Annotated in this window: 24 protein-coding genes, 1 tRNA gene and 1 pseudogene; 11 read left to right on the forward strand and 15 right to left on the reverse strand. The window is 71.2% G+C overall.

The window, feature by feature from the left end; translation table 11 throughout:
* The first annotated feature begins 37 nt into the window (after window positions 1–37).
* A complete protein-coding gene (locus Pme01_RS24465; protein WP_373315525.1) occupies window positions 38–511 on the forward strand; it encodes an Lrp/AsnC family transcriptional regulator in 474 nt (157 codons plus the stop codon).
* Window positions 512–590: 79 nt separating this feature from the next.
* Here the strand turns inward: Pme01_RS24465 and Pme01_RS31195 are convergent, their stop codons facing one another.
* Together Pme01_RS31195 and Pme01_RS31200 are read right to left on the reverse strand one after the other, a co-directional pair.
* On the reverse strand, window positions 591–1,043 hold the full coding sequence (locus Pme01_RS31195; RefSeq protein ID WP_239088440.1) for a cytidine/deoxycytidylate deaminase family protein: 453 nt from the start codon (window positions 1,041–1,043) through the stop codon (window positions 591–593).
* A pseudogene (locus tag Pme01_RS31200) lies at window positions 1,020–1,664 on the reverse strand (RibD family protein); the annotation flags it as partial. The gene Pme01_RS31195 and the pseudogene Pme01_RS31200, both read right to left, overlap by 24 nt.
* 85 nt (window positions 1,665–1,749) lie before the next feature.
* Between Pme01_RS31200 and Pme01_RS24475 the strand changes: the two are divergent.
* The 4 genes from Pme01_RS24475 to Pme01_RS24490 all read left to right on the forward strand — a co-directional run bounded on the left by Pme01_RS24475 (window position 1,750) and on the right by Pme01_RS24490 (window position 9,655).
* Window positions 1,750–3,015 (forward strand): PQQ-binding-like beta-propeller repeat protein, encoded by a 1,266-nt coding sequence (locus Pme01_RS24475; protein ID WP_168115130.1) that lies wholly within the window; start codon window positions 1,750–1,752, stop codon window positions 3,013–3,015.
* Between the two features lie 94 nt (window positions 3,016–3,109).
* On the forward strand, window positions 3,110–4,753 hold the full coding sequence (locus Pme01_RS24480) for a fumarate hydratase (protein ID WP_168115131.1): 1,644 nt from the start codon (window positions 3,110–3,112) through the stop codon (window positions 4,751–4,753).
* 360 nt (window positions 4,754–5,113) lie between these two features.
* Window positions 5,114–8,203, forward strand: coding sequence for an AfsR/SARP family transcriptional regulator (locus Pme01_RS24485; protein ID WP_168115132.1), 3,090 nt, complete (start codon window positions 5,114–5,116; stop codon window positions 8,201–8,203).
* Window positions 8,204–8,257: 54 nt separating this feature from the next.
* Complete coding sequence (locus Pme01_RS24490; RefSeq protein WP_168115133.1) at window positions 8,258–9,655, forward strand: class II fumarate hydratase; 1,398 nt, start codon at window positions 8,258–8,260, stop codon at window positions 9,653–9,655.
* Between the two features lie 13 nt (window positions 9,656–9,668).
* On the opposite strand, the gene Pme01_RS24495 is transcribed toward Pme01_RS24490, so the two are convergent.
* Window positions 9,669–10,295, reverse strand: a complete 627-nt coding sequence (locus tag Pme01_RS24495) for an IclR family transcriptional regulator (RefSeq protein ID WP_168115279.1) — start codon at window positions 10,293–10,295, stop codon at window positions 9,669–9,671.
* 108 nt (window positions 10,296–10,403) lie between these two features.
* Between Pme01_RS24495 and cysS the strand changes: the two genes are divergently transcribed.
* Window positions 10,404–11,816 (forward strand): cysteine--tRNA ligase, encoded by a 1,413-nt coding sequence (cysS, locus tag Pme01_RS24500; RefSeq protein WP_168115134.1) that lies wholly within the window; start codon window positions 10,404–10,406, stop codon window positions 11,814–11,816.
* Entirely contained in the window at window positions 11,816–12,940 is a 1,125-nt protein-coding gene (gene rlmB / locus Pme01_RS24505) for a 23S rRNA (guanosine(2251)-2'-O)-methyltransferase RlmB (RefSeq protein ID WP_168115135.1), read from the forward strand. The genes cysS and rlmB overlap by 1 nt, the downstream gene beginning before the upstream one ends.
* Here the strand turns inward: rlmB and Pme01_RS24510 are convergent.
* The gene (locus tag Pme01_RS24510) at window positions 12,897–13,100 is read right to left on the reverse strand and encodes a hypothetical protein (protein ID WP_168115136.1); all 204 of its coding nucleotides are present in this window, start codon (window positions 13,098–13,100) and stop codon (window positions 12,897–12,899) included. The genes rlmB and Pme01_RS24510 overlap by 44 nt on opposite strands.
* Before the next feature lie 236 nt (window positions 13,101–13,336).
* On the opposite strand from Pme01_RS24510, the gene Pme01_RS24515 reads away from it, so the two are divergent.
* Entirely contained in the window at window positions 13,337–14,539 is a 1,203-nt protein-coding gene (locus tag Pme01_RS24515; RefSeq protein WP_239088438.1) for a mechanosensitive ion channel family protein, read from the forward strand.
* Window positions 14,540–14,612: 73 nt separating this feature from the next.
* Here Pme01_RS24515 and Pme01_RS24520 read toward each other — a convergent pair whose 3' ends face one another.
* A complete protein-coding gene (locus Pme01_RS24520) occupies window positions 14,613–15,704 on the reverse strand; it encodes an ABC transporter ATP-binding protein (protein ID WP_168115138.1) in 1,092 nt (363 codons plus the stop codon).
* A 302-nt stretch (window positions 15,705–16,006) separates the two neighbouring features.
* On the opposite strand from Pme01_RS24520, the gene Pme01_RS24525 reads away from it, so the two are divergent.
* Window positions 16,007–16,082, forward strand: a tRNA-Thr gene (locus Pme01_RS24525).
* Window positions 16,083–16,155: 73 nt separating this feature from the next.
* Here Pme01_RS24525 and Pme01_RS24530 read toward each other — a convergent pair.
* From Pme01_RS24530 to Pme01_RS24575, 10 genes are all read right to left on the reverse strand, one after another.
* On the reverse strand, window positions 16,156–17,247 hold the full coding sequence (locus Pme01_RS24530; protein ID WP_203935840.1) for a tyrosine-type recombinase/integrase: 1,092 nt from the start codon (window positions 17,245–17,247) through the stop codon (window positions 16,156–16,158).
* Window positions 17,248–17,324: 77 nt separating this feature from the next.
* Window positions 17,325–17,528 carry a helix-turn-helix domain-containing protein gene (locus Pme01_RS24535; protein WP_168115140.1) on the reverse strand — a complete coding sequence of 68 codons (204 nt, stop codon included), beginning with the start codon at window positions 17,526–17,528 and terminating at the stop codon, window positions 17,325–17,327.
* Window positions 17,525–17,728: a hypothetical protein gene (locus tag Pme01_RS24540; RefSeq protein WP_168115141.1), complete on the reverse strand. Its 204-nt coding sequence runs from the start codon at window positions 17,726–17,728 to the stop codon at window positions 17,525–17,527. The genes Pme01_RS24535 and Pme01_RS24540 overlap by 4 nt, the downstream gene beginning before the upstream one ends.
* Window positions 17,729–17,926: 198 nt before the next feature.
* A complete protein-coding gene (locus tag Pme01_RS24545; protein WP_168115142.1) occupies window positions 17,927–19,633 on the reverse strand; it encodes a replication initiator in 1,707 nt (568 codons plus the stop codon).
* A gap of 25 nt (window positions 19,634–19,658) precedes the next feature.
* Entirely contained in the window at window positions 19,659–20,450 is a 792-nt protein-coding gene (locus tag Pme01_RS24550; protein WP_168115143.1) for a deazapurine DNA modification protein DpdA family protein, read from the reverse strand.
* Complete coding sequence (locus Pme01_RS31695) at window positions 20,447–21,247, reverse strand: hypothetical protein (RefSeq protein ID WP_308441111.1); 801 nt, start codon at window positions 21,245–21,247, stop codon at window positions 20,447–20,449. The genes Pme01_RS24550 and Pme01_RS31695 overlap by 4 nt, the downstream gene beginning before the upstream one ends.
* Window positions 21,244–22,674 (reverse strand): FtsK/SpoIIIE domain-containing protein, encoded by a 1,431-nt coding sequence (locus Pme01_RS24560; RefSeq protein ID WP_168115144.1) that lies wholly within the window; start codon window positions 22,672–22,674, stop codon window positions 21,244–21,246. The genes Pme01_RS31695 and Pme01_RS24560 overlap by 4 nt, the downstream gene beginning before the upstream one ends.
* Entirely contained in the window at window positions 22,674–22,967 is a 294-nt protein-coding gene (locus Pme01_RS24565) for a hypothetical protein (RefSeq protein WP_168115145.1), read from the reverse strand. The genes Pme01_RS24560 and Pme01_RS24565 overlap by 1 nt, the downstream gene beginning before the upstream one ends.
* Window positions 22,964–23,167, reverse strand: a complete 204-nt coding sequence (locus Pme01_RS24570) for a hypothetical protein (RefSeq protein WP_168115146.1) — start codon at window positions 23,165–23,167, stop codon at window positions 22,964–22,966. Before Pme01_RS24570 ends, Pme01_RS24565 begins: the two co-directional genes overlap by 4 nt.
* A 107-nt stretch (window positions 23,168–23,274) precedes the next feature.
* Window positions 23,275–23,703 (reverse strand): plasmid replication, integration and excision activator, encoded by a 429-nt coding sequence (locus Pme01_RS24575; protein ID WP_168115147.1) that lies wholly within the window; start codon window positions 23,701–23,703, stop codon window positions 23,275–23,277.
* Window positions 23,704–23,874: 171 nt separating this feature from the next.
* On the opposite strand from Pme01_RS24575, the gene Pme01_RS24580 reads away from it, so the two are divergent.
* Window positions 23,875–24,657 carry a GntR family transcriptional regulator gene (locus Pme01_RS24580; RefSeq protein ID WP_168115148.1) on the forward strand — a complete coding sequence of 261 codons (783 nt, stop codon included), beginning with the start codon at window positions 23,875–23,877 and terminating at the stop codon, window positions 24,655–24,657.
* The gene (locus tag Pme01_RS24585) at window positions 24,657–25,496 is read left to right on the forward strand and encodes a hypothetical protein (protein WP_168115280.1); all 840 of its coding nucleotides are present in this window, start codon (window positions 24,657–24,659) and stop codon (window positions 25,494–25,496) included. Before Pme01_RS24580 ends, Pme01_RS24585 begins: the two co-directional genes overlap by 1 nt.

Here is a 25,496-nt window from a genome sequence, read left to right on the forward strand (position 1 = left end):
CAGATCGTCGCCGAGAACCGGGTACGAGGTGGTCAAGTTGTCCATCGATGCGCTCGACGCGCGCCTCCTCGCGCTGCTCGCCGCCGAGCCGCGGATCGGGGTGCTGGAGTGCTCGCGCCGGCTGCGGGTGGCGCGGGGTACCGTCCAGGCCCGGCTGGACAGGCTGGTCGAGCGTGGCGTGGTGCGCGGCTTCGGCCCGGAGATCGACACGGTCGGGCTCGGGTACGGGGTGACCGCGTTCGTCACCCTGGAGATCAGCCAGCGGTACGGGCATGATCCGGTCGCCGCCCATCTGGCCGAGATACCCGAGGTCCTGGAGGCATACACGATCACCGGCTCCGCCGATGTGCTGTGCCGGATCGTGGCGCGCTCGAACGTGGATCTGCAGCGGGTGATCGACAGGGTGGTCGGGTACGAGGGGATCGCGCGGGCCTCGACGATCATCGCGCTGGCCGAGCAGATCCCGTACCGGACGCTCCCCCTGGTCCACGAGGCGGCTACCTCGGCGTGAGGCGCCAAGATCCCAGCAGTTCGGGCGACGCTGCGTGGATCATGGGCGGGCGCCGGCGGCGCGGGCGGCCGGGCGGTGCTCAGAGCAGGTGGGCGTTCACGGCGCGGGCCGCGGGCTCCAGGTCGGGGACCTGGACGACCTCGACCCCGGCGACGTCCAGTTCCTCGGCGCCTTCCCCGTCCACGAACAGCACCGGCTCGCGCCAGGCGTACACCACACGCGGGATTCCGGCGGCCCGGATCAGCGCCGCGCAGGACGCCGGCCGGGACCTGCGGACGCTGCACGGCTCCAGCGAGCTGTAGATCGTCGCACCCGCCAGCCGGGGGTCCGCCGGGTCGACCTTGGCCAGCGCCGACTCCTCGGCGTGCACGACCGGGTCGCTCTCCCGCGAGTACCCTCTCGAAATCTCCCGGCCCGCGGCGTCCACGATGACCGCGCCCACCGAGAACGCGGCCCGCGACGGCGGGCAGCGCCGCGCCTCGTCGATCGCCGCCTCCAGCCAGTGCCGGTCGACGGCCGCCTGCGACAGCAGGTACCGGAGCACCGCGACGCCGTCGAGGTCGGTGACGCCGGCCAGGACGGGGGTTCGACCAGGACACCCGTTGAACCGGGGCGCGGCGGGATCGCCCACGAACCGCGGCGCGATCGCCAGGCGTAGCTCGTCGGCCAGGCCGTCGGCGAGCAGCGCGGCCAGGATCGTGGCGCCACCCTCGACCATCAGCCGCCGTACGCCGCGTCCGGCCAGGTCGGCGAGGACCGCCCGGAGGTCGCCGGCGGGGACGACCGTGGCGACGCCGTCGAGGTGCGTCGGCGGTGAGGGCGAGTAGACGAGTTTCTCGGACTCCCCGACGGTGAAGAAGCGACTGCCGGGATCCAGGTCGCCGCCGGTCGTGACGGTCGCCTTGAGCGGATCGGGCGGCAACCCCCGGGCGACCCGGTCGGCGCGCCGGGCCGGATCGCGGATGACCAGGCGGGGGTCGTCGCGGCGGACCGTGTTGGCGCCGACCAGGATCGCGTCGCAGCCGGCCCGTGCCTCGTCGACGGCGTCGAAGTCGGCCCCGTTGGACAGCAGCAGACGCTGTTCGCTGCTGTCGTCGAGGTACCCGTCGATCGAGACGGCACAGCTGAGCAGCGTGTACGGCCGGCTCGTCACGGATACCAGTCTGCCATTGTGCCGATCATGGAGCATGGCTACGGTGTCGAGGTGGCCGTAGATCGACGTACGTGAGATTCGACCCGTGGCTCAGTCACGAGTGGTCAGCGGGGCGCGATCCGTGCTCGCGTTCGTCGGCGTGGTCGCGCTCGTCCTCACGTACCTGATCGTCACCGGGCAGAATCCGCTGCCGGGGATCGGCAAGGGCTTCACGGACGCGCTCGGCCGGTTCCGGTCGCTGTCCGACCCGCAGACCGCCTGGACCCAGCGCCTGGACGACCAGCCGACCTCGGTGACGGTGGCCGGCCAGGCCGTGGTGTTCGGTACCCGTACCGGGGCCGAGGTGCGGGACGCGCGCGACGGCCGGGTGCTCTGGACCCGGGCGGCGCCCTGGACCGCGGTGGCCGGCGACGGCGCGAGCGCGATGGTCGTCGTCGGCAAGGGGCGCGACAGCGGGTACGACGTGGTCGACCCGGTGTCCGGCGCGGTGCGCTGGCGCGATGCCGGGCTGGGGGTCTGGACGTACCGCGACGCGCTGCTCTCGCTGGCCTGCCCGGCCGGCCGGGACTGCGCCCTCTCGTCGCGGTCGATCGCCGACGGGCGTACGGGCTGGACGGTCGGCCTGCCGGCCGGCGCGCGGCTGCTGGCCGGGGCCCACCCGTCGACCGGGAACCTGCCGCCGCTGCTGGGGCTGCCGGTGGACGGCCGGATCACGGTCGTGAACACCGCGAACGGCGGCCGGCCACGCGACGAGGCGTCCAGCGCCACCACCCGGGTCGCCGTGGTCGGTGGACGGATCATCCGGTCGTCGACGGCGCGCACCGAGGGGCACTGCCGGTACACGGTCGAGGGGCGGGACGCGGCCAGCGGACGCCAGCTGTGGCGGCGGGAGGGGTACGACCTGGGCACCGTTTCGGGCGCCGGCTGCGACCAGCGCCGCGACCCGGCCGGGGCGCAGCGCGTACTGGTGGCCACCCGCGGCGACAACCGACCCGTCATCCTGTCCACCACCGACGGCCGGGAACTGTGGGCCGGGGCGCCGGGGGAGTCGGTGGTCGTTGTCGACGACCGCGACGCCGTGGTGCGGTCGGGTGACTCGATCGCGCTGGTCGGCCTGGACGGCGGCGGTACGAGGTGGGCGAAGCCGGCGCCGGGGGACGTGGCGCTCACCCCGTACGCGGTGGTCGTCACCGATCCCGCCTCGGGCCGGCTCGTCGCGTACGGGCGGAGCGGGGGAGCGGCCCTGGCCGAGGTGGAGAGCCAGGCGTCGGTACTCGGTGCCGGTCCGAACGGTCTGATCCTTGCCCGGGGCCGGACGGTGGGGCTGCTGAAGTTCAGGGCCGACCCATGATCATCACGTGGTTGTGGTCTTCGACACGCCTCGAGACCACAACTTGTCCGAAGTCGTGACGGGACGGGGCGGCAGCGGCGTTACGCTCGCGCTCATGCCCGAGTTCGCATACGCGCCCCTGCTTCCCCTCGGCCCGGATACGACCGAGTACCGCCTGGTCAGCACCGACGGCGTCAACCTGATCGACGGCCCGGGTGGCCGCCGGTTCCTGACGGTCGAGCCGGAGGTGCTCACGCGGCTCACCGATGAGGCGATGCACGACATCGCGCACTACCTGCGGCCGGCGCACCTGACGCAGCTCCGATCGATCATCGACGACCCGGCGGCGTCGCCGAACGACCGGTTCGTCGCGCTCGACCTGCTGCGCAACGCGAACATCGCGGCCGGCGGCGTGCTGCCGATGTGCCAGGACACCGGCACCGCGATCGTGATGGGCAAGCGCGGCCGGTTCGTGCTCACCGACGGACGCGACGAGGAGGCGATCGCGCGGGGCGTCCACGCCGCGTACACCCGCCTGAACCTGCGGTACTCGCAGCTCGCGCCGCTCACCATGTGGGACGAGAAGAACACCGGCTCCAACCTGCCGGCGCAGATCGAGCTCTACGCCGAGGGCGATGAGGCGTACAAGTTCCTCTTCATGGCCAAGGGCGGCGGCTCGGCGAACAAGAGCTACCTGTACCAGGAGACCAAGGCGCTGCTGAACCCGAAGCGGATGATGCAGTTCCTGGAGGAGAAGCTGCGCCTGATCGGCACGGCCGCCTGTCCCCCGTACCACCTGGCGATCGTGATCGGCGGTACCAGCGCCGAGTACGCGCTCAAGACCGCGAAGTACGCCTCGGCGAAGTACCTCGACAACCTGCCCACCAGCGGCGACATGACCGCGCACGGCTTCCGCGACATCGAGCTCGAGGCCGAGGTGCTGGAGTTGACCCGCAACTTCGGCATCGGTGCCCAGTTCGGCGGCCGGTACTTCTGCCACGACGTCCGCGTGGTCCGGCTGCCCCGCCACGGTGCGTCCTGCCCGGTGGCGATCGCGGTCTCCTGCTCGGCCGACCGGCAGGCGCTCGGCAAGATCACCGCGGACGGCGTCTGGCTGGAGCGGCTCGAGAAGGACCCCGCGCGGTTCCTGCCCGACGTGACCGAGGCCGACACGTCCGGTGAGGTGGTGCAGGTCGACCTCAACCGGCCGATGTCCGAGATCCGGGCGGAGCTGGCGAAGTACCCGGTCAAGACCCGGCTGTCACTGACCGGCCCGCTCGTGGTCGCCCGGGACATCGCCCACGCCAAGATCGCCGAGCGGCTCGACGCGGGCGAGCCGATGCCCGACTACCTGCGCGACCACGCCGTCTACTACGCCGGGCCGGCCAAGACCCCGGACGGGTACGCCTCCGGCTCCTTCGGGCCGACCACGGCTGGGCGGATGGACGCGTACGTGGAGAAGTTCCAGGCCGCGGGCGGCTCGATGGTCATGCTGGCCAAGGGCAACCGCTCGAAGCAGGTGACCGACGCGTGCCAGCGGTACGGCGGCTTCTACCTCGGCTCGATCGGTGGCCCGGCCGCGCGCCTCGCGCAGGACTGCATCAAGCACGTCGAGGTGCTGGAGTACCCGGAGCTGGGCATGGAGGCGATCTGGAAGATCGAGGTGGTCGACTTCCCCGCCTTCATCGTGGTCGACGACAAGGGCAACGACTTCTTCGCCGAGACCAGCCAGCCCGTGCTGACGATCGGCAAGCGCTGAGGGTTGTCGCAAAGCCCTCTGAGGGGTGGTGCCGGCGCCTTGGGAGGGAATCGCCGGCACCACCCGCCATTCGGGTGATCCGGCACCCGCCACTGCGCCGGATCACGGCGACGGCGAGCAGGCTGGCAACCTCCCCGGTTCGCTGACGCGCGAAGCCAGCCGCTCAGCTCATCACGGACATCGTGCCGTACCGCGCTGTCGTCTTGCTCTCATCGCGCTACCAGCAACCCCGCACAACAGTAAAGATGACGACAGTGCCGGTTACGCCGGTACGAAATTGATTAATGGCAACCGTTCCACATGGGTACCCTCGACCGTCCACAGTAGTCTTCTAACCGCGATCGCCGGGCAGGAGAAGGCATGCGTTTTGGCATCCTGGGTCCACTGCGGATCCGGGTGGGTGAGACGGATACGACGCTGGCGGCCGGCCGTGAGCGGACCGTGCTGGCGGTCCTACTGCTGTACCCGAACGAGGTCGTACCCGTCGAGCGGCTGGCCGACGCGGTGTGGGGCTCGGCTCCTCCCTCGACCATGCGGGCCCAGGTACACAGCTGCGTCTCCCGACTGCGCCGGGCCCTGCGCGAGAAGGGCATCGAAGACAAGGTCATCGCCACCGACCCGGCCGGATACGTGGTCCGCGTCGACGCGGACGACCTCGACTCCCTCGTCTTCGCCCGGCGGGTGGCCGAAGGCCGGGAGGCAGCGGCGGCCGGCCGGTTGGAGGAGGCCAGAGCCCAGTTGCGGGCCGCGCTCGCGCTGTGGCGGGGGCCGGCCCTGGCCGGTATCGGCAGCCGTCAGGTCGAGATCGGCGCCTCCGGCCTGGAGGAGCAGCACTCGACGGCCGTGGAGGACTGCGTCGACCTCGAGCTGCGACTCGGCCTGGCGCAGGAGTTGCTGGGCGAGCTGACCGACCTGGTCGAGCGGTTCCCGGTACGGGAGCGGCTGCGGGGTCAGCTCATGATCGCGCTGTACCGGGCGGGGCGGCAGGCCGACGCCCTCGCCGTCTACCGGCAGGGCCGCGAGGCCCTCGCCGAGGAGCTGGGCCTGGAGCCCGGCCCGCACCTGGAGGAGCTGCACCGGCGCATCCTCAACCGCGATCCGGACCTGCTCGGCGCGCCGCGGGAGCAGCCCGGTCCGGCGGCGAGACCGGCCCCCCGGCACGGCCTACCGCGCGACGTCGTCGACTTCACCGGCCGTGACGAGTGGATCGCCCGGCTGCTGTCGCTGGTGCCGGCCGACCCGTCCGACGGCCCGGCCACCCCCGTCATCCAGGTCATCGACGGCATGGCGGGCACCGGCAAGACCAGCCTCGCGGTACACGTGGCGCACCTGGTCGCCGAGCGCTACCCGGACGCGCAGCTCTACATCGACCTGCACGGCCATTCGGACCGGGCGCCGACCGCCCCGGTCGCCGCGCTGGACGTCCTGCTGCGGCAGCTCGGCATCCCCGCCGAGGGGATCCCGGAACGGCTCGACGAGCGCATGACGGTGTGGCGTACGGAGCTGGCCAGCCGGCGCGCGCTGGTGGTCCTCGACAACGCCGCGGACTCCGCGCAGGTCCTGCCGCTGCTGCCGGGTGGGGCCCGGGCGCTGGCGCTGGTGACCAGCCGGCGCCGGCTGTCGGGCCTGGACGGCGTGCACCACTTCTCCCTCGACGTCCTGGACCCGGTGGAGGCGATGCGGCTGCTCGTCCGCGTCGCCGGCGACCGGGTGGAGGCGAACCCGGCTGCCGCTGCCCAGGTCGCGCGGCTGTGCGGGTACCTGCCGCTGGCGCTGCGACTGGCCGCGGCCCGGTTGGTGCACCGCCGGTCCTGGACCGCCGCGGACCTGGCCGACAGGCTGCGACGGACCAGGATCCCGCTGGCCGAGCTGGCCGTCGAGGGCCGTACCGTCTCGGCGGCGTTCGCGCTGTCGTACCAGCACCTCGACGAGACCGGCCGGCGGGTGTTCCGGCTGCTCGGTCTGCATCCGCCGAACTCGTTCGACGCACGCGCCGTCGCGGCGCTGGCCCACATCGACCCCGACGCCGCGCAGGACGTCCTCGAGGACCTCGTCGACGCCCACCTGGTCGAGGCGCCCACGGCGCACCGGTACCGCCTCCACGACCTGCTTCACGAGTACGCCCGGGAGCTGTCGGCCGCCGACGACCTGGCGGCCGAGCGCCACGACGTGACCACGCGGATGCTCGACCACTACCTGTACGCGACGGCGGAGGCCACCGCGTTCCTCGAATCCGCACACCTGCGGGAGGGCCTCGACCCTCCCGACGGCACGCGCCGGGTACTGGAGCTTGCCGACCAGGCGGAGGCGTTGGCCTGGCTGGAGCACGAGCTGGCCAACGTGGTGACGTGCATCCGGGTCGCGGCCGAGCTGGGCCGGTCGCGCGTTGTCTGCAAGCTCGCCCGGGCCCTGTGGGTGTACCTGTGGCGGCACGGTTACACCGCCGAGCTGATCGAGACCTACGAGCTGGCGCTGGCCGCGGCCCGCCAGCTCGACGACGAGGCGGCGATCGCCAGCGCGCACAACTACGTCGCCTCCGGGTACTTCCGCCAAGGCCGCTGGGCCGACGTGGTGACCCATCTCCAGCAGGCGCTGGAGGCGCGCCGGCGCCTGGATGACAAGCTCGGGCAGGCGAGTACGCTCGGCAACCTCGCCTCGGTCTACCGCAGGCTGGGGCGGTACGCCGAGGCGGTGGAGCACATCCAGCAACAGCTGGCGCTGGCCGGGGAGGTCGGCCCGGACCTGCCCTCCCGGCCGCTGGCCAACCTCGGCAGCGTCTACATGGTGCTCGGCCGGTACGAGGAGGCACTGGAGCAGCACCGGCAGGACCTCGCCGCAAGCCGCCGGACCGGAAGCCGGTACGGCGAGGGGCTCGCCCTGGGCGATCTCGGCGTGGTACACCTCCGGCTCGGTCATCTGACGGTCGCGGTGGCGCTGCTCAAGCGCGCCGTGCAGCTCAAGTCGGAGCAGGGCAACCGGTACGGCAGCGCCGAAACCCTCTCCGACCTCGGCAGCGCCTACCGCGGTCTGGGCCGCCAGGCCGAGGCCATCGCGGTCCAGCGGCAGGCGTTGGCGGAGATGCGGGCCGTCGGCGACCTCGCCGGCGAGTGCCAGGTCCTCAACGACCTGGCTACCACCCTCACCGCCGCGGGGGCGACCGCCGAGGCCCGCGAGCTGCATGGCCTGGCGCTGGCGCGGACCGAGGACGTCGTCGACCGGTACGAGCGGGCCCGGGCGCACGACGGTCTCGGCGCCGCGTGGGAGGGCACGGACCCGGTACGGGCCCGCGAGCACTGGGAGATCGCGCTGGCGCTCTTCACCGAGCTGGGCGTACCCGAGCGCGCCGACGTCGAGCGCCGGCTGGCAGACCTGGGCGCCGGCCGCCGGGCCGCGCGTCCTCTCATGATCACGGAGTTCTTTCCGGGTCAGGGCACGGGGAAAACTTCCTGATCATGAGAGGGACGTGTGGATTCATCGACCGCGCCGCTGGGCACGATAGGGGACATGGTGGAGTACCGCGTCGAACGCGACACGATGGGTGAGGTACGCGTCCCCGCTCACGCGCTGTACCGGGCGCAGACCCAGCGGGCGGTGGAGAACTTCCCGATCTCCGGCGGGCGCCTGGAGCGCCGGCACATCCGGGCCCTGGCCCAGATCAAGGCCGCGGCGGCGGCGGTCAACGCCGAGCTGGGGGTGCTCGACCGCAAGATCGCTGACGCGATCGTCGGCGCCGCCGAGGCGGTGGCCGGCGGCCGCCACGACGACCAGTTCCCGGTGGACGTGTTCCAGACCGGCTCCGGTACCTCGTCGAACATGAACATGAACGAGGTGCTCGCGTCGCTCGCGGTCAACCGCCTGGCGGTCACCGTGCACCCCAACGACCACGTCAACGCCTCCCAGTCGTCCAACGACGTCTTCCCGTCCTCGGTACACCTGGCGGCGACCGAGGCGATCTCGGTCGACCTGATCCCGGCGCTGGACCACCTGGCGGAGGCGCTGGAGAGCAAGGCCGAGGATTTCGCGTCCGTGGTCAAGGCAGGCCGTACCCACCTGATGGACGCCACGCCGGTCACCCTCGGGCAGGAGTTCTCCGGGTACGCGGCGCAGGTGCGCTACGGCATCGAGCGGCTGCGGGCGAGCCTGGGCCGCGTCGCGGAACTGCCGCTGGGCGGGACCGCGGTCGGTACCGGCATCAACACCCCGCCCGGCTTCGCCCGGCTGGTCATCGAGCGGCTGGCCCACGAGACCGGGCTGCCGCTGACCGAGGCGCGCAACCACTTCGAGGCGCAGGGCGCGCGGGACGCCCTCGTCGAGGCGTCGGGCCAGCTGCGCACGATCGCGGCCGGTCTGTACAAGATCGCGAACGACATCCGGTGGATGGGTTCGGGCCCCCGCGCCGGCCTGCGCGAGCTGGCCCTGCCCGACCTGCAGCCGGGATCGTCGATCATGCCGGGCAAGGTCAACCCGGTCGTACCGGAGGCGGTCCGCCAGGTCTGCGCGCAGGTGTACGGCAACGACGCCGCCGTCGCGTTCGCCGGCTCGCAGGGCGACTTCGAGCTCAACGTCATGCTGCCGGTGATCGCCCGCAACCTGCTGGAGTCGATCCGGCTGCTGACCAACGTCAGCCGGCTGCTGGCCGACCGGACGGTCGCCGGGCTGACCGCCAACGAGGAGATCGCCCGGCAGTACGCGGAGAGCTCGCCCTCGATCGTCACGCCGCTCAACCGGTACCTCGGGTACGACGAGGCGGCCTCGATCGCCAAGCAGGCACTCAAGGAGAACAAGACGATCCGGCAGGTCGTGATCGAGCGGGGTCACGTCGAGGACGGCAAGATCAGCGAATCCGATCTCGACCGGACGCTGGACGTGCTGGCGATGACCCGACCCAGGTCGGAGCGGTGACCCGGCCGCCCGCCTAGGACAGGGCCTTGGACACGGCCGACGCGGCCGCCACGACCTGCGGGCCGATCACGTCGGCGTTCAGCGCCGACAGCGCGACCACGCCGACGCTGGCCTCCAGCCCGTCGACGCCCGGCACGGCGGCGGCCACCCCGTACGCGCCGGTCTGCAGCTGGCCGGCGCTCGTCACGTACCCGTAGTCGCCGTCGCGACCGGCCAGGATCGCCTGCCCGGCCGCGCCCAGTTCCAGCGGGTGCCGGGAGCCGGTGCGGTACGCGACGTGGAACTGCGTCCAGCTCGGCTCGACCACCGCCAGCGCGAACCCTTCGGCGCCCTCGGCGACCGTCAGGTGGGCCGTTGCGCCGACCTTCTCGGCGAGGCGCCGCAGTGCCGGCAGGGCGGCGTCGGCGACGAGGGGCTGCGCCCGTCGCGCGAGGTGGAGCACGCCGGCGCCCAGCCGCAGCCGGCCGGCGCCGTCGCGCCGGATCATGCCGTGCGCGCCGAGCGTCGTCGCGAGCCGGTAGACGACGGCGCGACCCACCCCGAGCCGGGCCGCTGCCTCGGTCACGGTCAGGCCGCCGGGGGCCTCCGCGACCAGATGCAGCAGGCGAAGCCCCCGATCGAGGGTCTGCGCCGTCTCCATTGCCACGCGCAGAAATGTACGCGTAACAACCGGTGTCGCGCGGTCCCATTTCACTCTGTAGGCAGTGGGGGCAACGGCGGCGACCCCCTCGGCGGCTACCCTGGCAATGTGACGTTGAGGCTGTACGACACCGCGACCCGCACGGTGCGGGACTTCGTCCCGCGGACCCCCGGTCAGGTCGGGATCTACCTGTGTGGCCTCACCCTGCAGGGCGGGCCGCACATCGGCCACCTTCGCGGTGGCGTCAACTACGACGTGCTGCGCCGCTGGCTGACGCACGCCGGATACGACGTCCGGTTCATCCGCAACGTCACCGACATCGATGACAAGATCCTCGTGAAGTCCGTCGAAGCCGGTGAGCCGTTCTGGGCGATCGCCTACGCCAACGAGCGCCGGCTCGCCCGCGACTACGCGACGCTCGGCGTACTGCCGCCCACCTATGAGCCGCGCGCCACCGGGCACATCCCGGAGATGCATGAGCTGATCAAGCGGTTGATCGACAAGGGTCACGCGTACGCGGCCGAGGACGGCAGCGGCGACGTGTACTTCGACGTCCGCTCGTACCCGGCCTACGGCGCCCTGTCGGGCCAGCGGGTCGACGCGATGGAGCCGGCCGACGACGCCCCGGCGCGCGGCAAGCGCGACCCGCGCGACTTCGCGCTGTGGAAGGGCGCCAAGCCGGGCGAGCCGGCCGAGGCGTCCTGGCCCTCGCCGTGGGGCCCCGGCCGCCCCGGCTGGCACATCGAGTGCTCGGCCATGTGCTGGCGGTACCTCGGCGAGGAGTTCGACCTCCACGGCGGCGGGCTGGACCTGATCTTCCCGCACCACGAGAACGAGATCGCGCAGTCGCGCGCGGCAGGGTTCGGCTTCGCCGGCCACTGGATGCACGTCGCCCTGCTCAACCTCGGTGGCACGAAGATGGCCAAGTCGCTGGGGAACGTGCTCAACGTCGAGGCGCTGGTGGCCAAGGGGGTCCGGCCGGTCGAGCTGCGCTACTACATCACCGCGCCGCACTACCGCTCCGCGATCGACTACTCCGACGAGGCGCTCCAGGAGGCGGCCGTCGGGTACCGCCGCGTCGAAGGCTTCGTGCAGCGCGCCGCCGAGCGGGTCGGCGTAGGCGAGCCCGGTGACCTGCCGGCGGAGTTCGTCGAGGCGATGAACGACGATCTCAACACGCCGCGGGCCCTCGCCGTGGTGCACGACACGGTACGCGAGGGCAACGCCGCCCTGGCGTCCGGCGACGACGCCGCGGTGGCGTCGATCCTGTCCCGGGTACAGGCGATGCTCGGGGTCCTGGGCCTCGACCCGCTCGATCCTCAGTGGACGACCGAGGCGGCGGCGGAGCTGACCGGAGTGGTCGACTCGCTCGTCGCGTTGGCGCTCGAACAGCGGGCAGCCGCCCGCGCACGCAAGGACTGGGCCGCGGCCGATGCCGTCCGCGACCAGCTCAAGCAGGCCGGAGTCGTGGTGGAGGACACTCCCGCCGGCCCGCGTTGGACTCTTTCGGATGGTGCCTGATGGCCGGTAATTCACAGCGCCGTGGTCGGCGTTCCACGCCTCGCAAGGGCCCGACGGTCGGCTCGGGGGGTAAGGGCCGGCAGAGCCTGGCCGGGCGCGGGCGCACGCTGCCCGCGTCCGAACGGCCGTGGCACAAGGCGTACTCGGGCGACGAGCCGCTGCCCGAGCGCACCGCCTGGAAGCAGGAGAAGGAGCGGCGCAAGGCGGCCGCCGAGGGGCGGGCCCCGAAGATCGGTACGCCCGGCAAGAAGGGCGCCCCCGCCGCGAAGAAGGGCGGCGGCAAGGCGGGCCCCCGCGTCGCGCCCGGACGGAAGGCCGCGACGCCGAAGGACGCCCCCGAACTGCTCGTCGGGCGCAACCCGGTGCTGGAGGCGCTGCGTACGCACGTACCCGCGATGGCGCTCTACGTCGCGCAGGGCCTCGACGTCGACGACCGGATCAACGAGGCCGTCCGGACGGCGGCCGACCGGGGCATCCCGATCCTCGAGGTGAGCCGCGCCGAGTTGGACCGGATGACCGGCGGGGTGCTGCACCAGGGCATCGGGCTCCAGGTGCCGTCGTTCGCGTACGAGTCGTTCGACGACCTGGTCGCCGCCGCGTCCGAGAAGGTGGCGCCGCTGCTGGTGGCGCTCGACGGGGTGACCGACCCGCGCAACCTGGGCGCGATCGTGCGGTCGGCCGCCGCGTTCGGCGCGCACGGCGTGTTCTTCCCCGAGCGCCGGGCCGCGGGCATGACCGCGACCGCGTGGCGTACCAGCGCCGGCGCGGCCGCCCGGATCCCGGTGGCCCAGGTGACCAACCTGACCCGGGCGCTGAAGACCTGCCAGGACCAGGGCTACACCGTCGTGGGGCTGGACGCCGACGGCGAGGTCGAACTGTACAACCTCGAGGTGGCCGTCGAACCGCTCGTGGTGGTCGTCGGCTCCGAGGGGCGCGGGCTGTCCCGGCTCGTCGGGGAGACCTGCGACCTGCGGGTGAACATCCCGATGGCGTCCGACATCGAGTCGCTCAACGCCTCGGTCGCCGCCTCGGTCGCCCTCGGCGAGGTCGCCCGGCGCCGCCGCGTCGACGCCGACCTGGCTACCCCACCGCCTGTGGTGCGGTCCGGCCCACCACCGCTGTGACCGTGGCGGGCAGGCCGAGGAACTCGCCGTAGCGGTCCGCGGCCGCCCGCAGGGTCTCCTGGTCGAGCGGCGCGGAGAGGGTCGCCTCGATGGTCACGCGGTCGTCGCCGACGGTCCGTTTCCACTGCCCCGGGGCCGCGCTGACGGTAGTGGTAGGCACTCAGCGCGTAGCTCCGGGACGCGGTGAGCTCCAACATCCACCGGATGTCCGCGGGCAGGACGAAGTGCCACGCCGGCCGCAGGACGTGGGTCCGCAGGATGCCTCCATGGCTGCTGACGGTAGGCGCGGGCACCGACAGAAAATCGATTGCCGCACCTTATGTATGGTTTTGGGGCCGGCCGCCGACGGGTACACGGATGCGACCGGACTTCTGGCTACCAGAGGAGGTAAGACCTTTGCGGGGCGTCATCTGGGCGATCATCGCCACGGTTGCCGCGGTGGTGATCGCGCTCGGCGTGGTGGAGGTGGTACATCGAGCCGTTCGACGGCTCGGTAGACGCTCGGTCCTACTCACCGCGCTGACCGAGCACTCCCACCGGCCGTTACAGATGGTCGTCACCGTCCTCGCCGTGCAGGTGGCGATCCAGCCGGCCACCGCGCACGCCGCGGGTCGGCCCTGGCGCCAGAACCTGCTGCACCTCCTCGCGCTGGTCCTGATCGCCGCGACCGGCTGGCTGGTCGCCTCCCTGCTGCTGGTGCTCCAGGACACGGCGCTCACCCGGTTCCGGATCGATACGCCGGACAACCGGGAGGCGCGTCGGATCCGTACCCAGATCGTCATGCTGCGCCGGGTCACCGTCGCGGTGGTCGCGATCATCGCCCTGGGCGTCATGCTCATGACCTTCCCCAGCGTGCGCGCGATCGGGACGACCGTACTGGCGTCTGCCGGCGTCATCGGCGCGGTAGCCGCCCTGGCCGCCCAGAGCGTCCTGGGCAACGTGGTCGCCGGGGTGCAACTGGCGTTCAGCGGCGCCGTCCGGATCGACGACGTCGTCGTGGTCGAGGGCGAATGGGGCCGGATCGAGGAGCTGACGCTCAGCTACGTGGTCGTACACATCTGGGACGACCGCCGGCTGATCCTGCCCACCTCCTACTTCACGACCAAGCCCTTCCAGAACTGGACCCGTACGCAGTCCGCCGTCCTCGGTACGGCCGAGTTCGACGTCGACTGGTCGGTGCCGGTACAGGACCTCCGGGAGGAGATGCGCCGCATGGTCGAGGGCACCGACCTGTGGGACGGGCGGGTCTGCGTGCTCCAGGTGACCGACGCGGTCAAGGGGACGGTGCGGCTGCGGGCCCTGGTGAGCGCCGCCGACTCCGGAAAGCTGTGGGACCTGCGCTGCATGGTCCGTGAGCACATGATCGCCTGGGTGCGCGAAAACCGGCCGACCGCCCTGCCCCGCACGCGCGCCGAACTGGCGGACAGCCGGGTCACGCGGCCGTGGAGGTGGGAGCATTCCCGGATCGCGGACGGGGTCGGCACGAACGGGAACGTCCCGGACGACGCGCGGGTGTTCGGCGGCAGCGAGGACGGCGAAGCCCGCAGCGAGGCCTTCGTCGGCCCCGAGGAGCCGGTCGACGCCGGCTCCCGCCGCTAGTCTTTCTGCCCTACTCGTACGAAGGCCGTCATGGTGAGCAGTCCACCATGACGGCCTTCGGCTGTCTTCGGTATCAGAGGCGGCGGCCGTTCCCCGCGTGGAACGCGTGGTGCTGGCCGGCGCGCGGCTTGACGTAGACCGTGTCGCCCAGGCTCGGCGCGTTACGAGGGTCGGCCCGGACGATGATCCGCTCGTCCTGACCCTCCAGCGCGACCGTGCCGTACACGTACGCGTCCGAACCAAGCTCCTCGACCAGGTCGACGTGGATCGGCATGCCGCCGTCCTCCGCGCCCACCAGGTCGGTGTCCTCGGGTCGGAAGCCGACCTGTACGTGCTTGTCGCCACCGTCGGCGGAGGCGGCCTCGATCTGCGACCGCTCCAACGGCAGGATCATGTCGGCGAACTTGGCGCCGGACTCGGTCAGCGGGACCTTCTTGATGTTCATGGCCGGGGAGCCCATGAAGCCGGCGACGAAGACGTTGGCCGGCTTGTCGTACAGCTCGCGCGGGCTCGCCACCTGCTGGAGCACGCCGTCCAGCATGACCGCCACGCGGTGGCCCATCGTCATGGCCTCGACCTGGTCGTGGGTGACGTAGACCGTCGTGATCCCCAGGTCGGCCTGCAGCGTCGCGATCTGCGAACGGGTCTGCACCCGCAGCTTCGCGTCAAGGTTGGACAGCGGCTCGTCCATGAGGAAGACCTGCGGCTCACGGACGATCGCGCGGCCCATCGCGACCCGCTGGCGCTGACCACCGGAGAGGGCCTTCGGCTTGCGGCCGAGGTACTCCTCGAGCTGCAGCATGGCCGCGGCCTTCTTGACCCGGACGTCGATCTCGTGCTTGGGCGTCTTGCGCAGCTTGAGGGCGAACGCCATGTTCTCGTACACCGTCATGTGCGGGTAGAGGGCGTAGTTCTGGAACACCATCGCGATGTCCCGCGCCTTCGGCGGCAGGTTGGTGACGTCGCGGTCCTGGATGTAGATCGCGCCCTGGTCCACGTCCTCCAGGCCGGCGAGCATCCGCAGGCTGGTGGACTTACCGCAACCGGAGGGGCCTACGAGGACCAGGAACTCCCCGTCGCCGATCTCGAGCTCAAGGCCGTCAACCGCGGGGCGGGACGTACCCGGGTAGATCCGGGTGGCCTTGTCGTACCTGACCGTAGCCATGACGATGTACTCCCTTTCACCGGCAGGAACGTGCCGGACGATCCGAGTGAAAGACGTGGCCGTAGTCACGGCCAGTCCACACAACTTAGATGGGTTCCGATCGCCTGCCAAGCCGCTGTTCGGTCCGGGTCTCGTGGTCGGGATTCGGGGTGGCGCGCCGGTTTCCGGCGCGCGGTCGGGGGTCGCGCCGGTTTCCGGCGCGCGGTCGGGGGTCGCGCCGGTTTCCGGCGCACCGTCGGGGTCACTCCGGGCGGGGGCGACGGCCGCGTACCATCTCAGGGGTACCGCGAGCCGGTATGTCCGCCGACGTGGCGCAATTGGTAGCGCACCCGACTTGTAATCGGAAGGTTGCGGGTTCAAGTCCCGCCGTCGGCTCCACTCTTTTCCCAGTTCAGGGCCTTGTCTCTTCGCCGTGGATCGGGCAGGGGCTGCACCGAATGTCGCACCGATGTCACGCCGATGTCACATGCCCGAGCACCCTGGCTGCGTCGTGGAGTGCATGATCTTGCGAGTGGACGTAGGTCCGCATCGTGAAGGCCGGGTCGGCGTGCCCTAGCCAGGCCGCGATCACCGCGACCGGGACGCCCTGGAGATGCATCAGCGTGCCGCAGGTATGGCGGGCGTCGTGGAGACGGATCCGGCGAACGCTAGCTCTCTTGACGAGCGTGTCCCACTTGTCCGCCACCGTCTCCGGGTGGAGCTGCTCGCCGAGTTCGTTGACCACCAGATAGCCGGTGTCCCGGTACGCGTCCCCAGCGCGTCGGCGTTCAGCGGCCTGGCGCCGCTTGGCCCGTTTCAGGACCTCCACCAGGGCGTCAGTAAGGGGCAGGGTCCGCTTGCTGCGCTCGGACTTCGGCTCCGATTTCATGGGCAGACCATCGACCACCACGTTGTTCTCCCGGATCGTGATCGTCCGGCGCTTGAGATCGACGTCCGCCCATCGCATGCCGCAGATCTCACCGCGGCGGAGCCCGGACAGGGCGAGTAACCAGGCCGGTTCGAGGCGATCAGGGCGGGCGGCCGTGAGTACCTTCTTGACTTCGGCCGGGCTGTAGGTCTGCATCTCCTGCTTGACCTGCGGAAGACGGTCGACCAAGGCTACGACGTTGCGTGCAAGCTCGCCCTGCCGGACCAGGTCGTCCAGCACGCTACCGAGCACGAACAGCATCAGATTGACAGTTCGCGCTTTCCATGGCCGTCTCGGCTTGCCGTTGGACCGCGGTAGCTTGCCGGCCACCAGCAGCGGGATGAGATCGTCGATGTCCTTCTTCGTGAGGCGCTGAACGGCGACCGCTCCGTAGGTCGTAATGACGGGGCGGAGCGCGTCGTGGTAACAGCTGGCCGTCTTCGCGCGAATACCACGTCGGCCGGCGAGCCAGTTCTCGCACGCCTGCGCCACCGTTAAGCTCGACTGCCCGACATAAGTCCCTGTCCGTACCTCTCCCTTCAGCTTGGCGTACTCCGCGACCGCCTCGTCCACAGTCTTGAAGCGGCGGCGGACCTGGCGCCGCTTGCCGGTCGCCGGATCGGTTCCGACGTCCACGACGAGTTCGACGCGGCGTTCACCACTGGGCAGCGTTACCCATCTGGCGCCTGGCGGAAGCCGACGGCGGGGCGGCATCAGTGGCTCCCCTGTTCGTCGGTGAGTGCCGCAATCATTTCTTCGATGGCCTCACGCGGAATGAGCCTCCGGTTGCCCAGCTTCAACGAGCGCAGGCGGCCGGTGCGGACGAGTTCGTACGCCAGCGATCGCCCGACGTTGAGCAGTCGCGCAGCTTCTTCGACGCGGACCAGTCGCGGGGGTTCGGTCGTCGTAGTGGTCAAATCTCCTCCTTCGGCGTGACGGTGAAGTAGGCGCGGACGTGGCCGCGGCGGCGGGCCGGGCGGGTCTGGGTGGTGCAGGTGACGAGCGGGCCGAATAGCGGCGTTGCCTGTTCGGCGAGGTGGTTGAGGAGCTTTTCGGCCCAGCCGGCGGGGCCGATGACGCGGATCTGGAAGCTCGGTGCGGGTCGTCGGGCAGGCATGGAATCTCCTGGTGGGTGTTGGCCGGCCGTCCTACGGTGAGGACATGGGGCCGGTTGGGATGGGATTGGCGTTCGTCGGGGCCGCGATCGGTGGTCTGGTGATGCTGGTGCAGTGGGCGGTGAGGCGCGTGCGCAGCCGCCCGTAGAGTGCGGCGGCTGCGATCTGTCGCTGTGGAGTTGTCAAAGAACGCGCGCGTACTAGGCGGTGGCGAGGCCGACGGGGGTACGCGAGCGGGCGGCGTCGGCGGCGGCCAGGGCGAGGGCCGCGTCGGCGATGGTCTTCCAGCCGGTGCCGAGGTAGCGCCATTGGCCGATGACGACGGTGGCGTCTTGGTCGTGCTCGGTGGCGGTGGTCGAGGTGTGGTCGGCCGGGTCGGGGTCGGCCGGGCCAGTGGACGCATGAGCGGTGATGTGGCGTTGCCGGGCGGCGCGGAGTTCGCCCATGGTGATGGAGTAGCGGCGGGACTTGGTGGTGATGTGGCCGCCGTGGCCGTACTGGTGGGCCCACCGCCGCAGGCCGGCATACGGGTTGCCTTCGCTAGCGGTGGGCGTCTCGGCGTCGGGGGCCGGTTCGCTGGGGTTGCAGTATGCGCAGGCGGCGAGCCGGGTCGGCCGGCCGCAGTCCGGGCAGCTCCAGCGGCCGCGGAGGCCGGGCGCGGGGCGGTCGGGCTGTGGCCGGTCGGAGAGCCGGGTCGGGGTGTGGGTGGGGCGGCCGAGGGTCCAGCAGGCGTCGATGAGGCGGCCGGTGTGGCGGTCGGGGTCGGCGTAGTGCTCGACGGTGTCGCCGGTCAGCCGCCGGGTGACCAGGCCGGTGACCTCGGTGGATTTGGTGACGTATTTGGCGAGGTAGCCGGCGACGTGCTGTTCGGTGACGGCGGCGTCGGGGATGCCGCGGCGGATGATGCGCACGTCGGCGCGGTGCTCGCCGGTGGGGGCGCCCCATTCCAACAACCAGCCGGCGGGCCGGTCGGGGTGCGGTGGGGTGCGGTAGGTGACGTCGGCCGCGGCCGCCAGGACCAGACGGCGAAACGTCTCAGCCGACAGCTGCGCAGGCGGGGGAAGGATGGCCTCGGGGTCGGTCTTGTCGTAGCCGTCCAGGCGGAGCACGGCGTGGTAGTGGATAACGCCGCGGCGCTGGGTCTCGGCGATCTTCGCGTACCGCACCGCGACCCGTACCCGGAGCCGCTTGGCCTCGGCGCGCAGCAGGGCGCGCAGCCGGGTCATGGTGCGGTCCCACAGCCGGGGGGCGAAGTGATTCCACACGACCTGGGCGGCGTGGTCGTAGCAGTCCAGGCACAGCGGCCGGCCGAGGACCCGGTCGGTGTGGGCGTGGCTGGCGTAGCAGTAGGCCGGTTTGCCATGTAGACACAGCGGTTTGTCGCGGCGGGGCCGGCAGCGGGTGCGGGCGGCGTGTTGGTGCGAGGGTCCGGTGTGGACCGGGCCGAACGACGGGGCGACCAGGGTGATGAACAGCGCCGGATGTTCGGCCACATGCTCGGGAACACCTTTGCCGCCGCGCAGGCCGGCGGCGATGACGTGATAGGTGTCGTACCGGTAGACCCGAGAGCAGGCGGGGCAGACCTGTTCGCGGCGGTTGCCGCACGACTTGTACAACACCCCGTCCGGCAGACTCGTGCTGTCGAAGACCTCCAGGACCCGGCCGGTCGCGGCGTCGACCGTGGTGGAGCCCCCGTAGAGGCGGACCGGGTGGGTGCAGCCGCGCAGCCGACCGGCCCGGCCGTACCAGGTGCCGAAGTCCGGCGAGGTGGCGCGGGCGATCAGGCCGTACGGGTCGGCGCCGCCGGTGTGCACGTCGGCGGGCAGTCCGGCGAGGTCGGCGAGCAGACCGACGATGCCGGGTACCGCGGGGGTACCCGCCGCGGCGGTGTGGTCGGTGCTGGTCATCGGCGGGTACCTCCCTTCCGGGTTGTCAGGCGACGTCGAACAGGGCCAGTTGCTCGGCGGCCGGGGTAGCGATCGCGGCGAGGACCTGGTCACGCCAGCGGTAGGCGTAGCGGGGACAGTTGGCGCAGTTGATGTGCCGGGTGCATCCGGGCAGCGGAGCGCTGCGACGGGCCTCAACCGACCAGGCCATCGAGTCAGCCGACGCCAGCAGGTGGCTGTAGCGGCGCAGGCCGAGAACTTTGAAGCCGAAGCCGTGCAACCGGCGGATGCCGGCGGCGTGCAGGGCGCCGATGATGCGGCCGGCGTCGGCGGTGGACTGGCGCCGGCAGACAGTGCCCAGGCCGACCAACGGTGCAGCCGTGAGGTCGACACCGGCGCTGATGTAGCGGTCGGCGCAGCGCAGGTAGTCGGCGACGGTCCAGCCCTGCAGCACCGGGACGATGGGCAGGTCGGGGGCGAGGTCATGCAACTGCTGGTAATTGGCGACGGTCCGGCGCTGATGTTCGGCCACCGACAGGCCGGTCTTGGCAACGATCCAGGGTTCGCACATCCAGTCCTGCGGCGCGGCCCACGTCAGTCGACCGATCTCGTCGCGGTAGCGGCGGATCCGGGCCACGTACTGGCACGGGGTCGGGCCGTGGCTCCAACTCCCGTGCGTGGCCAGTTCGGTGAAGCCACCGGAGTCGAGGGCCCACGCTGCGCTGGCGCGGGGCAGATGCCGATAGCCGCGCAGCCGCCGGTCGGAGACGAACAACGGCACGGTCGCGGCGGCCAGCCAACCCGGCTGGTGGGTGCCCAGGTAGAACAGCGCTGTCATTCCGGCACCTTGGCCAGGTCGGGACGGACCCCATTGGCCGGTACGGCGGGCGGGGTGGCTGGTTCGGTGCGCAGTGTCCGGAGCAGATCCGAGGCGGTGGCGTTGGAGACCTTGAGTGCGGCACGCAAGGCGTCGCGGGTGATGACGCGGCCGTGACCGCGTTCGTGGTCGGCGGCAGCGGTGCGTGCAGCGGCGATCAACGCCGGATCCAGCGGCGGCGCCGGATAACCGTCCGGGACGGTCGGGACCGATACCGGGACGGTCGGGACCGATACCGGGACGAGCGGGGCCGGAGCCGGGACGGCGACGGCTTGTCGGTCCGGGACGGGGCCGGTGTCGGTGCGCTCGTCCCGGACGGAAGCTGAGGCCGGGACGGTGGGGACGGAGTCCGGGGACGACGTGGGCCGAGACAGGACGAGCTTGACGAGAGCGAGGAAGCCCAGGGCGGGGACGGCGGAGATCAGCCAGCCGGACGGTCCGGGTTTGGCTTCGGCGAACTGGCCGGCCAGGGACAGCGCGACGGCGCCCAGGATCAGGGCGATGGGGTAGGCGCCGACCGGCAGGTGCTTGCGGCGTCGGCGGCGGACCTCCAGACCGGCGGCGAGCGGGATGAGCTCGGAGACCATGGCGTTGGCCCAGCCGAACCAGTCGCCGGTGTGTGCGGGGCTGTTGTGCATGGTCCAGTCGTGGACGTGGGTGAAGCTCGCGGCGCCGGCCATCCCCGCCACGGCGAGCAGGATGACGACCTGGACGACGCCCTCGGCGCGGTCGCCCGCCGGTCGCCCGGTGGTGGTCATGCGGCACCTCCTTCGGTCCACTGGCCGTCGATGACGGGGCGCGCGGCGTAGGTGCGGGCCATGGTGCGTATCTGCCTGTCGGTCAGGAACGAGAACCGCACCCGCATCGGGGTGGGGTCGCCGTCGAGGGCGACGAAGGCGACCCCGGGGGTGGCCATGGGGATGCGGTCGCAGAGTGCGCCGCGGTCGCGCATGCCCTTGCCGAAAACCATCTCGACCTCGCTCTCTTCGGACAGGCGCAGGGCGATGCGGGTGGGGAACAGGTTGCGGTCGGGCAGGGTCTCCTTGCGCGGGTCCTGGATCGCGGCGACCACGTGCACGCCAACGGCACGGCCCTGGGTGAGCAGCAGCCCGAGGCTGGACTTGATGCGTTCCTTGGTTTTGCGGTCGGCGTAGGAGGTGAGCGCGGCCAGTTCGTCGATGACGATCAGATACAGCGGGTCGTCGACGGTGGGGATGTGCTGGCGGGTGAGGCCCATCAGCCGGGCGGTGCGCTCCTGCACGACGGCCAGGGCCTCGTCGAGCATGTCCGCCATCGCTTCGGCGTTCTTGCAGGCGAACCGGGTGAACAGGTCCAGGCCGATGCCGAGTTCCATGCCGCCCTTGGGGTCCAGGCCCCATACCTGCACCAGCCCGCTACGGATGCCCGCAGCGAGGGCGCGCAGCAGTGACCAGATCACCGAGCCCTTGCCGGCACCCGTGGCCCCGACGATGAGCACCTGGGTGCCGAACAGGCACAGCAGGTAGATCTCGCCGTCCTCGCGGATACCGAGGGGCAGGGCGGTGAAGTCCGGCACGTCGGGTACCGGCAGCGGCCCGACCGTGGCCGCCAACGGGTCGCCGCGCATCACCAGCAGCAGTGCCTCGCCGTAACGGGGGCCGGGCAGGGCCTTGACCGCCCGCGCACCGAACGTGTGCGCCAGCCGCTCGGCGGCGGCGGCGAAGTCGTCCGGGATCTGCCCGGTCACCATCCGCACCAGCAGCTCGTCGCAGCCGGGCCGGCAGCGCACCCGCTTGAGTACCGGCAGGACGGTGTGCCCATCGAACGAGACGGCGAGCTTGGCGGTGGCCATGGCCGGGTGCCAGCGCCGCCGGTACACCCCGCGCCGCCACCGGCCCAGCACCGGAAACCAGCCCCAGCGCAGGAACGACGACCGATGGCCGAAGTGCCAGCCGCAGCCGGCACAGATCAGACCGGCGACCAGGCCGACCGGGCCGAGCCAGCCGAAGTCGACGTACAGCCACAGCAGCAGCGCGGCGGGGCCGGTGACGTACCAGTACCGGCAGGCCAGGACCAGCGTGAGGGCCAGGCCCTTGAGGAACCACCAGGACAGCACCAGCCAGATCGGCAGCCGCACGATCGGGGTGCGGACGTTGAGGGGTGCCGTGTCGATGCGCTCGCCCCGGATCACGTTGACCAGCGGCATCACGACCACCCCCGCAACGCCGCGGCAGCGGTCCGGGCGATCCCCGCGGTCTCGGCGGCAAGGTCGGCGTCGCGGTGCCCAGTGGCAGCGATGGCGTCCAGGTCGGCCGCAGCCGACTCCAGCCACGCCGCGTCCGTGCCGGCGGTGCCAATCAGCAGCCGGGACAGCCGGTACTGCACCTGCATCGCCAGCACGAACACCGGATTGCTGTACAGGCCGACCGCCAGTGGCAGAACGGGAACCGATCCGGTTCCGGCGTCCGGCGCAGCGACGGTCGCAGCCGCGGCGGTCATGACCGGCCCCGCACGTCGTTGGCGGTGCGGTGGTGCGGGTCGTACAGGAACGCGGCGGTGTCGGCGGGGATGACCTCGGCGCACCGGTCGCACACCTCAAGGTCCGGGGTGAGTGGGGCCAAGCCGCCGCAGACGTGGCAGGCCCGCCACAACGCGCCGTCATCTCGTTCGAGGGCGCGTTTGACTAGCATGGGCTTCACAGCCCACTCCCTTCGAAAGAAGCGGATATCGGGTTAGGGGCGCAGGGGACGGGCGTCGTCTTGGCGGAGGAGGTCCGCCCCTGCGTTGCTGTTGAACTGTCGGCCGGTCACTTCCCGGCCGGGGTGAAGTCGGCGGGCGCCGGAGCGACGATGTCGCGGGCGAACACCGAGTACGCCACCTTGTAGCGGCCCTCCATCACCTGCGCCACGTACGGGCGGATCGCCATCCCCTCGAACTCCACCGGCGTCACCTCGATCGACGTGCCCGGCACCTTGATCGGAGAAGGTGGCACCGGCTGCACCCGCGACAGGATCTGCACCTTCACGCTCTTGGCCGGACCTCGGGTGTCCGGATCGTTGTCGAGCACCGTGCACGACCAGATCGGCTCACCCGTGCCCTGGTCGACCTTCTGCCGGCCGGTCGACTTGCCGTTCTCGAACTCCATCACCGGCTCGATCGCGGTGATGAGCTGCGCACCGTGGCTGAACATCAGCTCGAACCGGATCGGGATCATCGACTTCGGGTTGATTCCCACGCTCGCCTCCAGGCGGTCCGTAAGACGTCTTACATCTTGCCGATGACAGTACGTCTGGCATCGACTACACGCAAGATGTCTTACATCTTCTGAAGACCTGTTCTGCCGATTCCGTCGGCCACAGCTAGGGTTGAGACTGAACCGGTAAGACGTCCTACAGCCGAGGGGCTGGTGACCGTGATCGAGACGCCGAAGTCGCAGTACGCGCAGATCGCCGATGAGCTGCGCCTGCGTATCGAGAACGGCACCTACCCGCCAGGAAGCCTGCTTCCCAGCGAGCCCCGGCTCGCGGAGGAACTGGGCGTCTCGCGGGTGACGGTCAACAAAGCCATCACGCTGCTACGCGCCTCCGGCGACGTCAAGGTACGCCGGGGCTCGGGCACATCCGTGCGCAGCCTGCCGCGCATCCCGCGCGATGCGAAGCGACGGTACGCCGCCCGCATGGAAGGCACGGGCGCCGGCCAGGTCGAGGTCAACAAGCTCAAACTCGAGTCGCTGACGAAGTACCGCGAGATCGGGCGCGTACCCGCCCCGCAGCCGATCGCGAGGACCCTGGGCCTGCGCAAGAGCGAAGACGTCCTCATTCGGCGGCGGGTGCTGTACGCCAACGGCGAGCCGACCCAGATCGCCGACTCTTACTACCCGTGGTCGATCGCCAAGGGCAGCGATGCCCTGCTTCGGGAAGACGCCGGCCAAGGGGGCTCGTACGGGCGGCTGGCCGAACTCGGGCATGCGCCGGTCCGGTTCACGGAGGACGTGACCGTCCGCGTCCCCGACGACGCCGAGCAGCGGACGCTTGAGCTTGAAGCCACGCAGCCGGTGTTCGAGATCTGGCACGTCGCTTACGCAGCCGACGACCGGCCGGTGGAGGTCTGCGTCCACGTTATGGCCGGCCACCTCTGGACCCTGCGCTACGGGTGGGACGACGACTCCGCGGCGAGCGTGTCGCCGTGATGGAAGTCCGGCTCGCGTCCGTGGCGGCACCAGGCCGTCCAGTCAATGAAGACCATGCGTTCGCGTACGGCGACCTAGTCGGCGTGCTCGACGGGGTGACCGAGGACCCGGGCCTGGACAGCGGCTGCCGGCACGGTCCCGCCTGGTACGTGCGGCGATTGGCCACGCGCCTCGGCCAGGCACACGACGCCATGCCAACGGCGAGCCTCGCGCAGCTGCTGGCGGTGGCCATCGACGGGCTCCGCAGGGACCACGGCGACGGTTGCGACCTGACGTGCCCGCGTACACCGGCGTCGACGGTGTGCCTGCTTCGGGTCGACGGCGAGCACGTGGAGTACCTCGTGCTCGGGGACAGCCCGCTCGTGCTGGACTGCGGCGGACGCGGAGTCGAGGTCATCGCCGACGAACGGTTCGCGCACACGATCGCGCGGCTCCGCGAGGCGGCTTTGGTACCCGACGGGTCGCAGTCCGTAGGCGTAGGGGCGCTCGTGCCTCAGCACACGCCGGGCAAGTACCGCTACATCAACCAGTCCGGCGGGTACTGGATCGCCGCGGCTAACCCTCAGGCCGCTTTCGAGGCAGTCACGGGCACTCTGCCCTTGCGAGGGCCAGCAAGGGTGCGCCGGGCGGCCCTGCTCACTGACGGCGCGTCCCGTGCGGTCGAGCATTTCCGGCTGACCGATTGGCCCGGCTTGCTGGACCTACTCACGGTCCACGGTCCGGCGGAGCTGATCCGCCAGGTGCGCCGGGCCGAAATCGCCGACGACACGCGCATCCAGTCTCGCCACAAGCGACATGACGACGCCACGGCAGCCCTTTGCCTCTTCGAAGAGGAGTAG

Source organism: Planosporangium mesophilum, from assembly GCF_016863255.1.
In the GTDB taxonomy this organism is placed as follows: Bacteria; Actinomycetota; Actinomycetes; order Mycobacteriales; family Micromonosporaceae; genus Planosporangium; species Planosporangium mesophilum.

What these genes read in the sequence shown, in the direction of transcription:
- Pme01_RS24540 (WP_168115141.1), bottom strand. Translation starts at nt 17,728, where the DNA reads ATGCCTGCCCGACGACCCGCACCGAGCTTCCAGATCCGCGTCATCGGC.
- Pme01_RS31695 (WP_308441111.1), bottom strand. Translation starts at nt 21,247, where the DNA reads ATGACCACCACCGGGCGACCGGCGGGCGACCGCGCCGAGGGCGTCGTC.
- Pme01_RS24490 (WP_168115133.1), top strand. Translation starts at nt 8,258, where the DNA reads ATGGTGGAGTACCGCGTCGAACGCGACACGATGGGTGAGGTACGCGTC.
- Pme01_RS24480 (WP_168115131.1), top strand. Translation starts at nt 3,110, where the DNA reads ATGCCCGAGTTCGCATACGCGCCCCTGCTTCCCCTCGGCCCGGATACG.
- Pme01_RS24545 (WP_168115142.1), bottom strand. Translation starts at nt 19,633, where the DNA reads ATGACCAGCACCGACCACACCGCCGCGGCGGGTACCCCCGCGGTACCC.
- Pme01_RS24495 (WP_168115279.1), bottom strand. Translation starts at nt 10,295, where the DNA reads ATGGAGACGGCGCAGACCCTCGATCGGGGGCTTCGCCTGCTGCATCTG.
- rlmB (WP_168115135.1), top strand. Translation starts at nt 11,816, where the DNA reads ATGGCCGGTAATTCACAGCGCCGTGGTCGGCGTTCCACGCCTCGCAAG.
- Pme01_RS24520 (WP_168115138.1), bottom strand. Translation starts at nt 15,704, where the DNA reads ATGGCTACGGTCAGGTACGACAAGGCCACCCGGATCTACCCGGGTACG.
- Pme01_RS24560 (WP_168115144.1), bottom strand. Translation starts at nt 22,674, where the DNA reads ATGCCGCTGGTCAACGTGATCCGGGGCGAGCGCATCGACACGGCACCC.
- Pme01_RS24485 (WP_168115132.1), top strand. Translation starts at nt 5,114, where the DNA reads ATGCGTTTTGGCATCCTGGGTCCACTGCGGATCCGGGTGGGTGAGACG.
- Pme01_RS24550 (WP_168115143.1), bottom strand. Translation starts at nt 20,450, where the DNA reads ATGACAGCGCTGTTCTACCTGGGCACCCACCAGCCGGGTTGGCTGGCC.
- Pme01_RS24585 (WP_168115280.1), top strand. Translation starts at nt 24,657, where the DNA reads ATGGAAGTCCGGCTCGCGTCCGTGGCGGCACCAGGCCGTCCAGTCAAT.
- Pme01_RS24565 (WP_168115145.1), bottom strand. Translation starts at nt 22,967, where the DNA reads ATGACCGCCGCGGCTGCGACCGTCGCTGCGCCGGACGCCGGAACCGGA.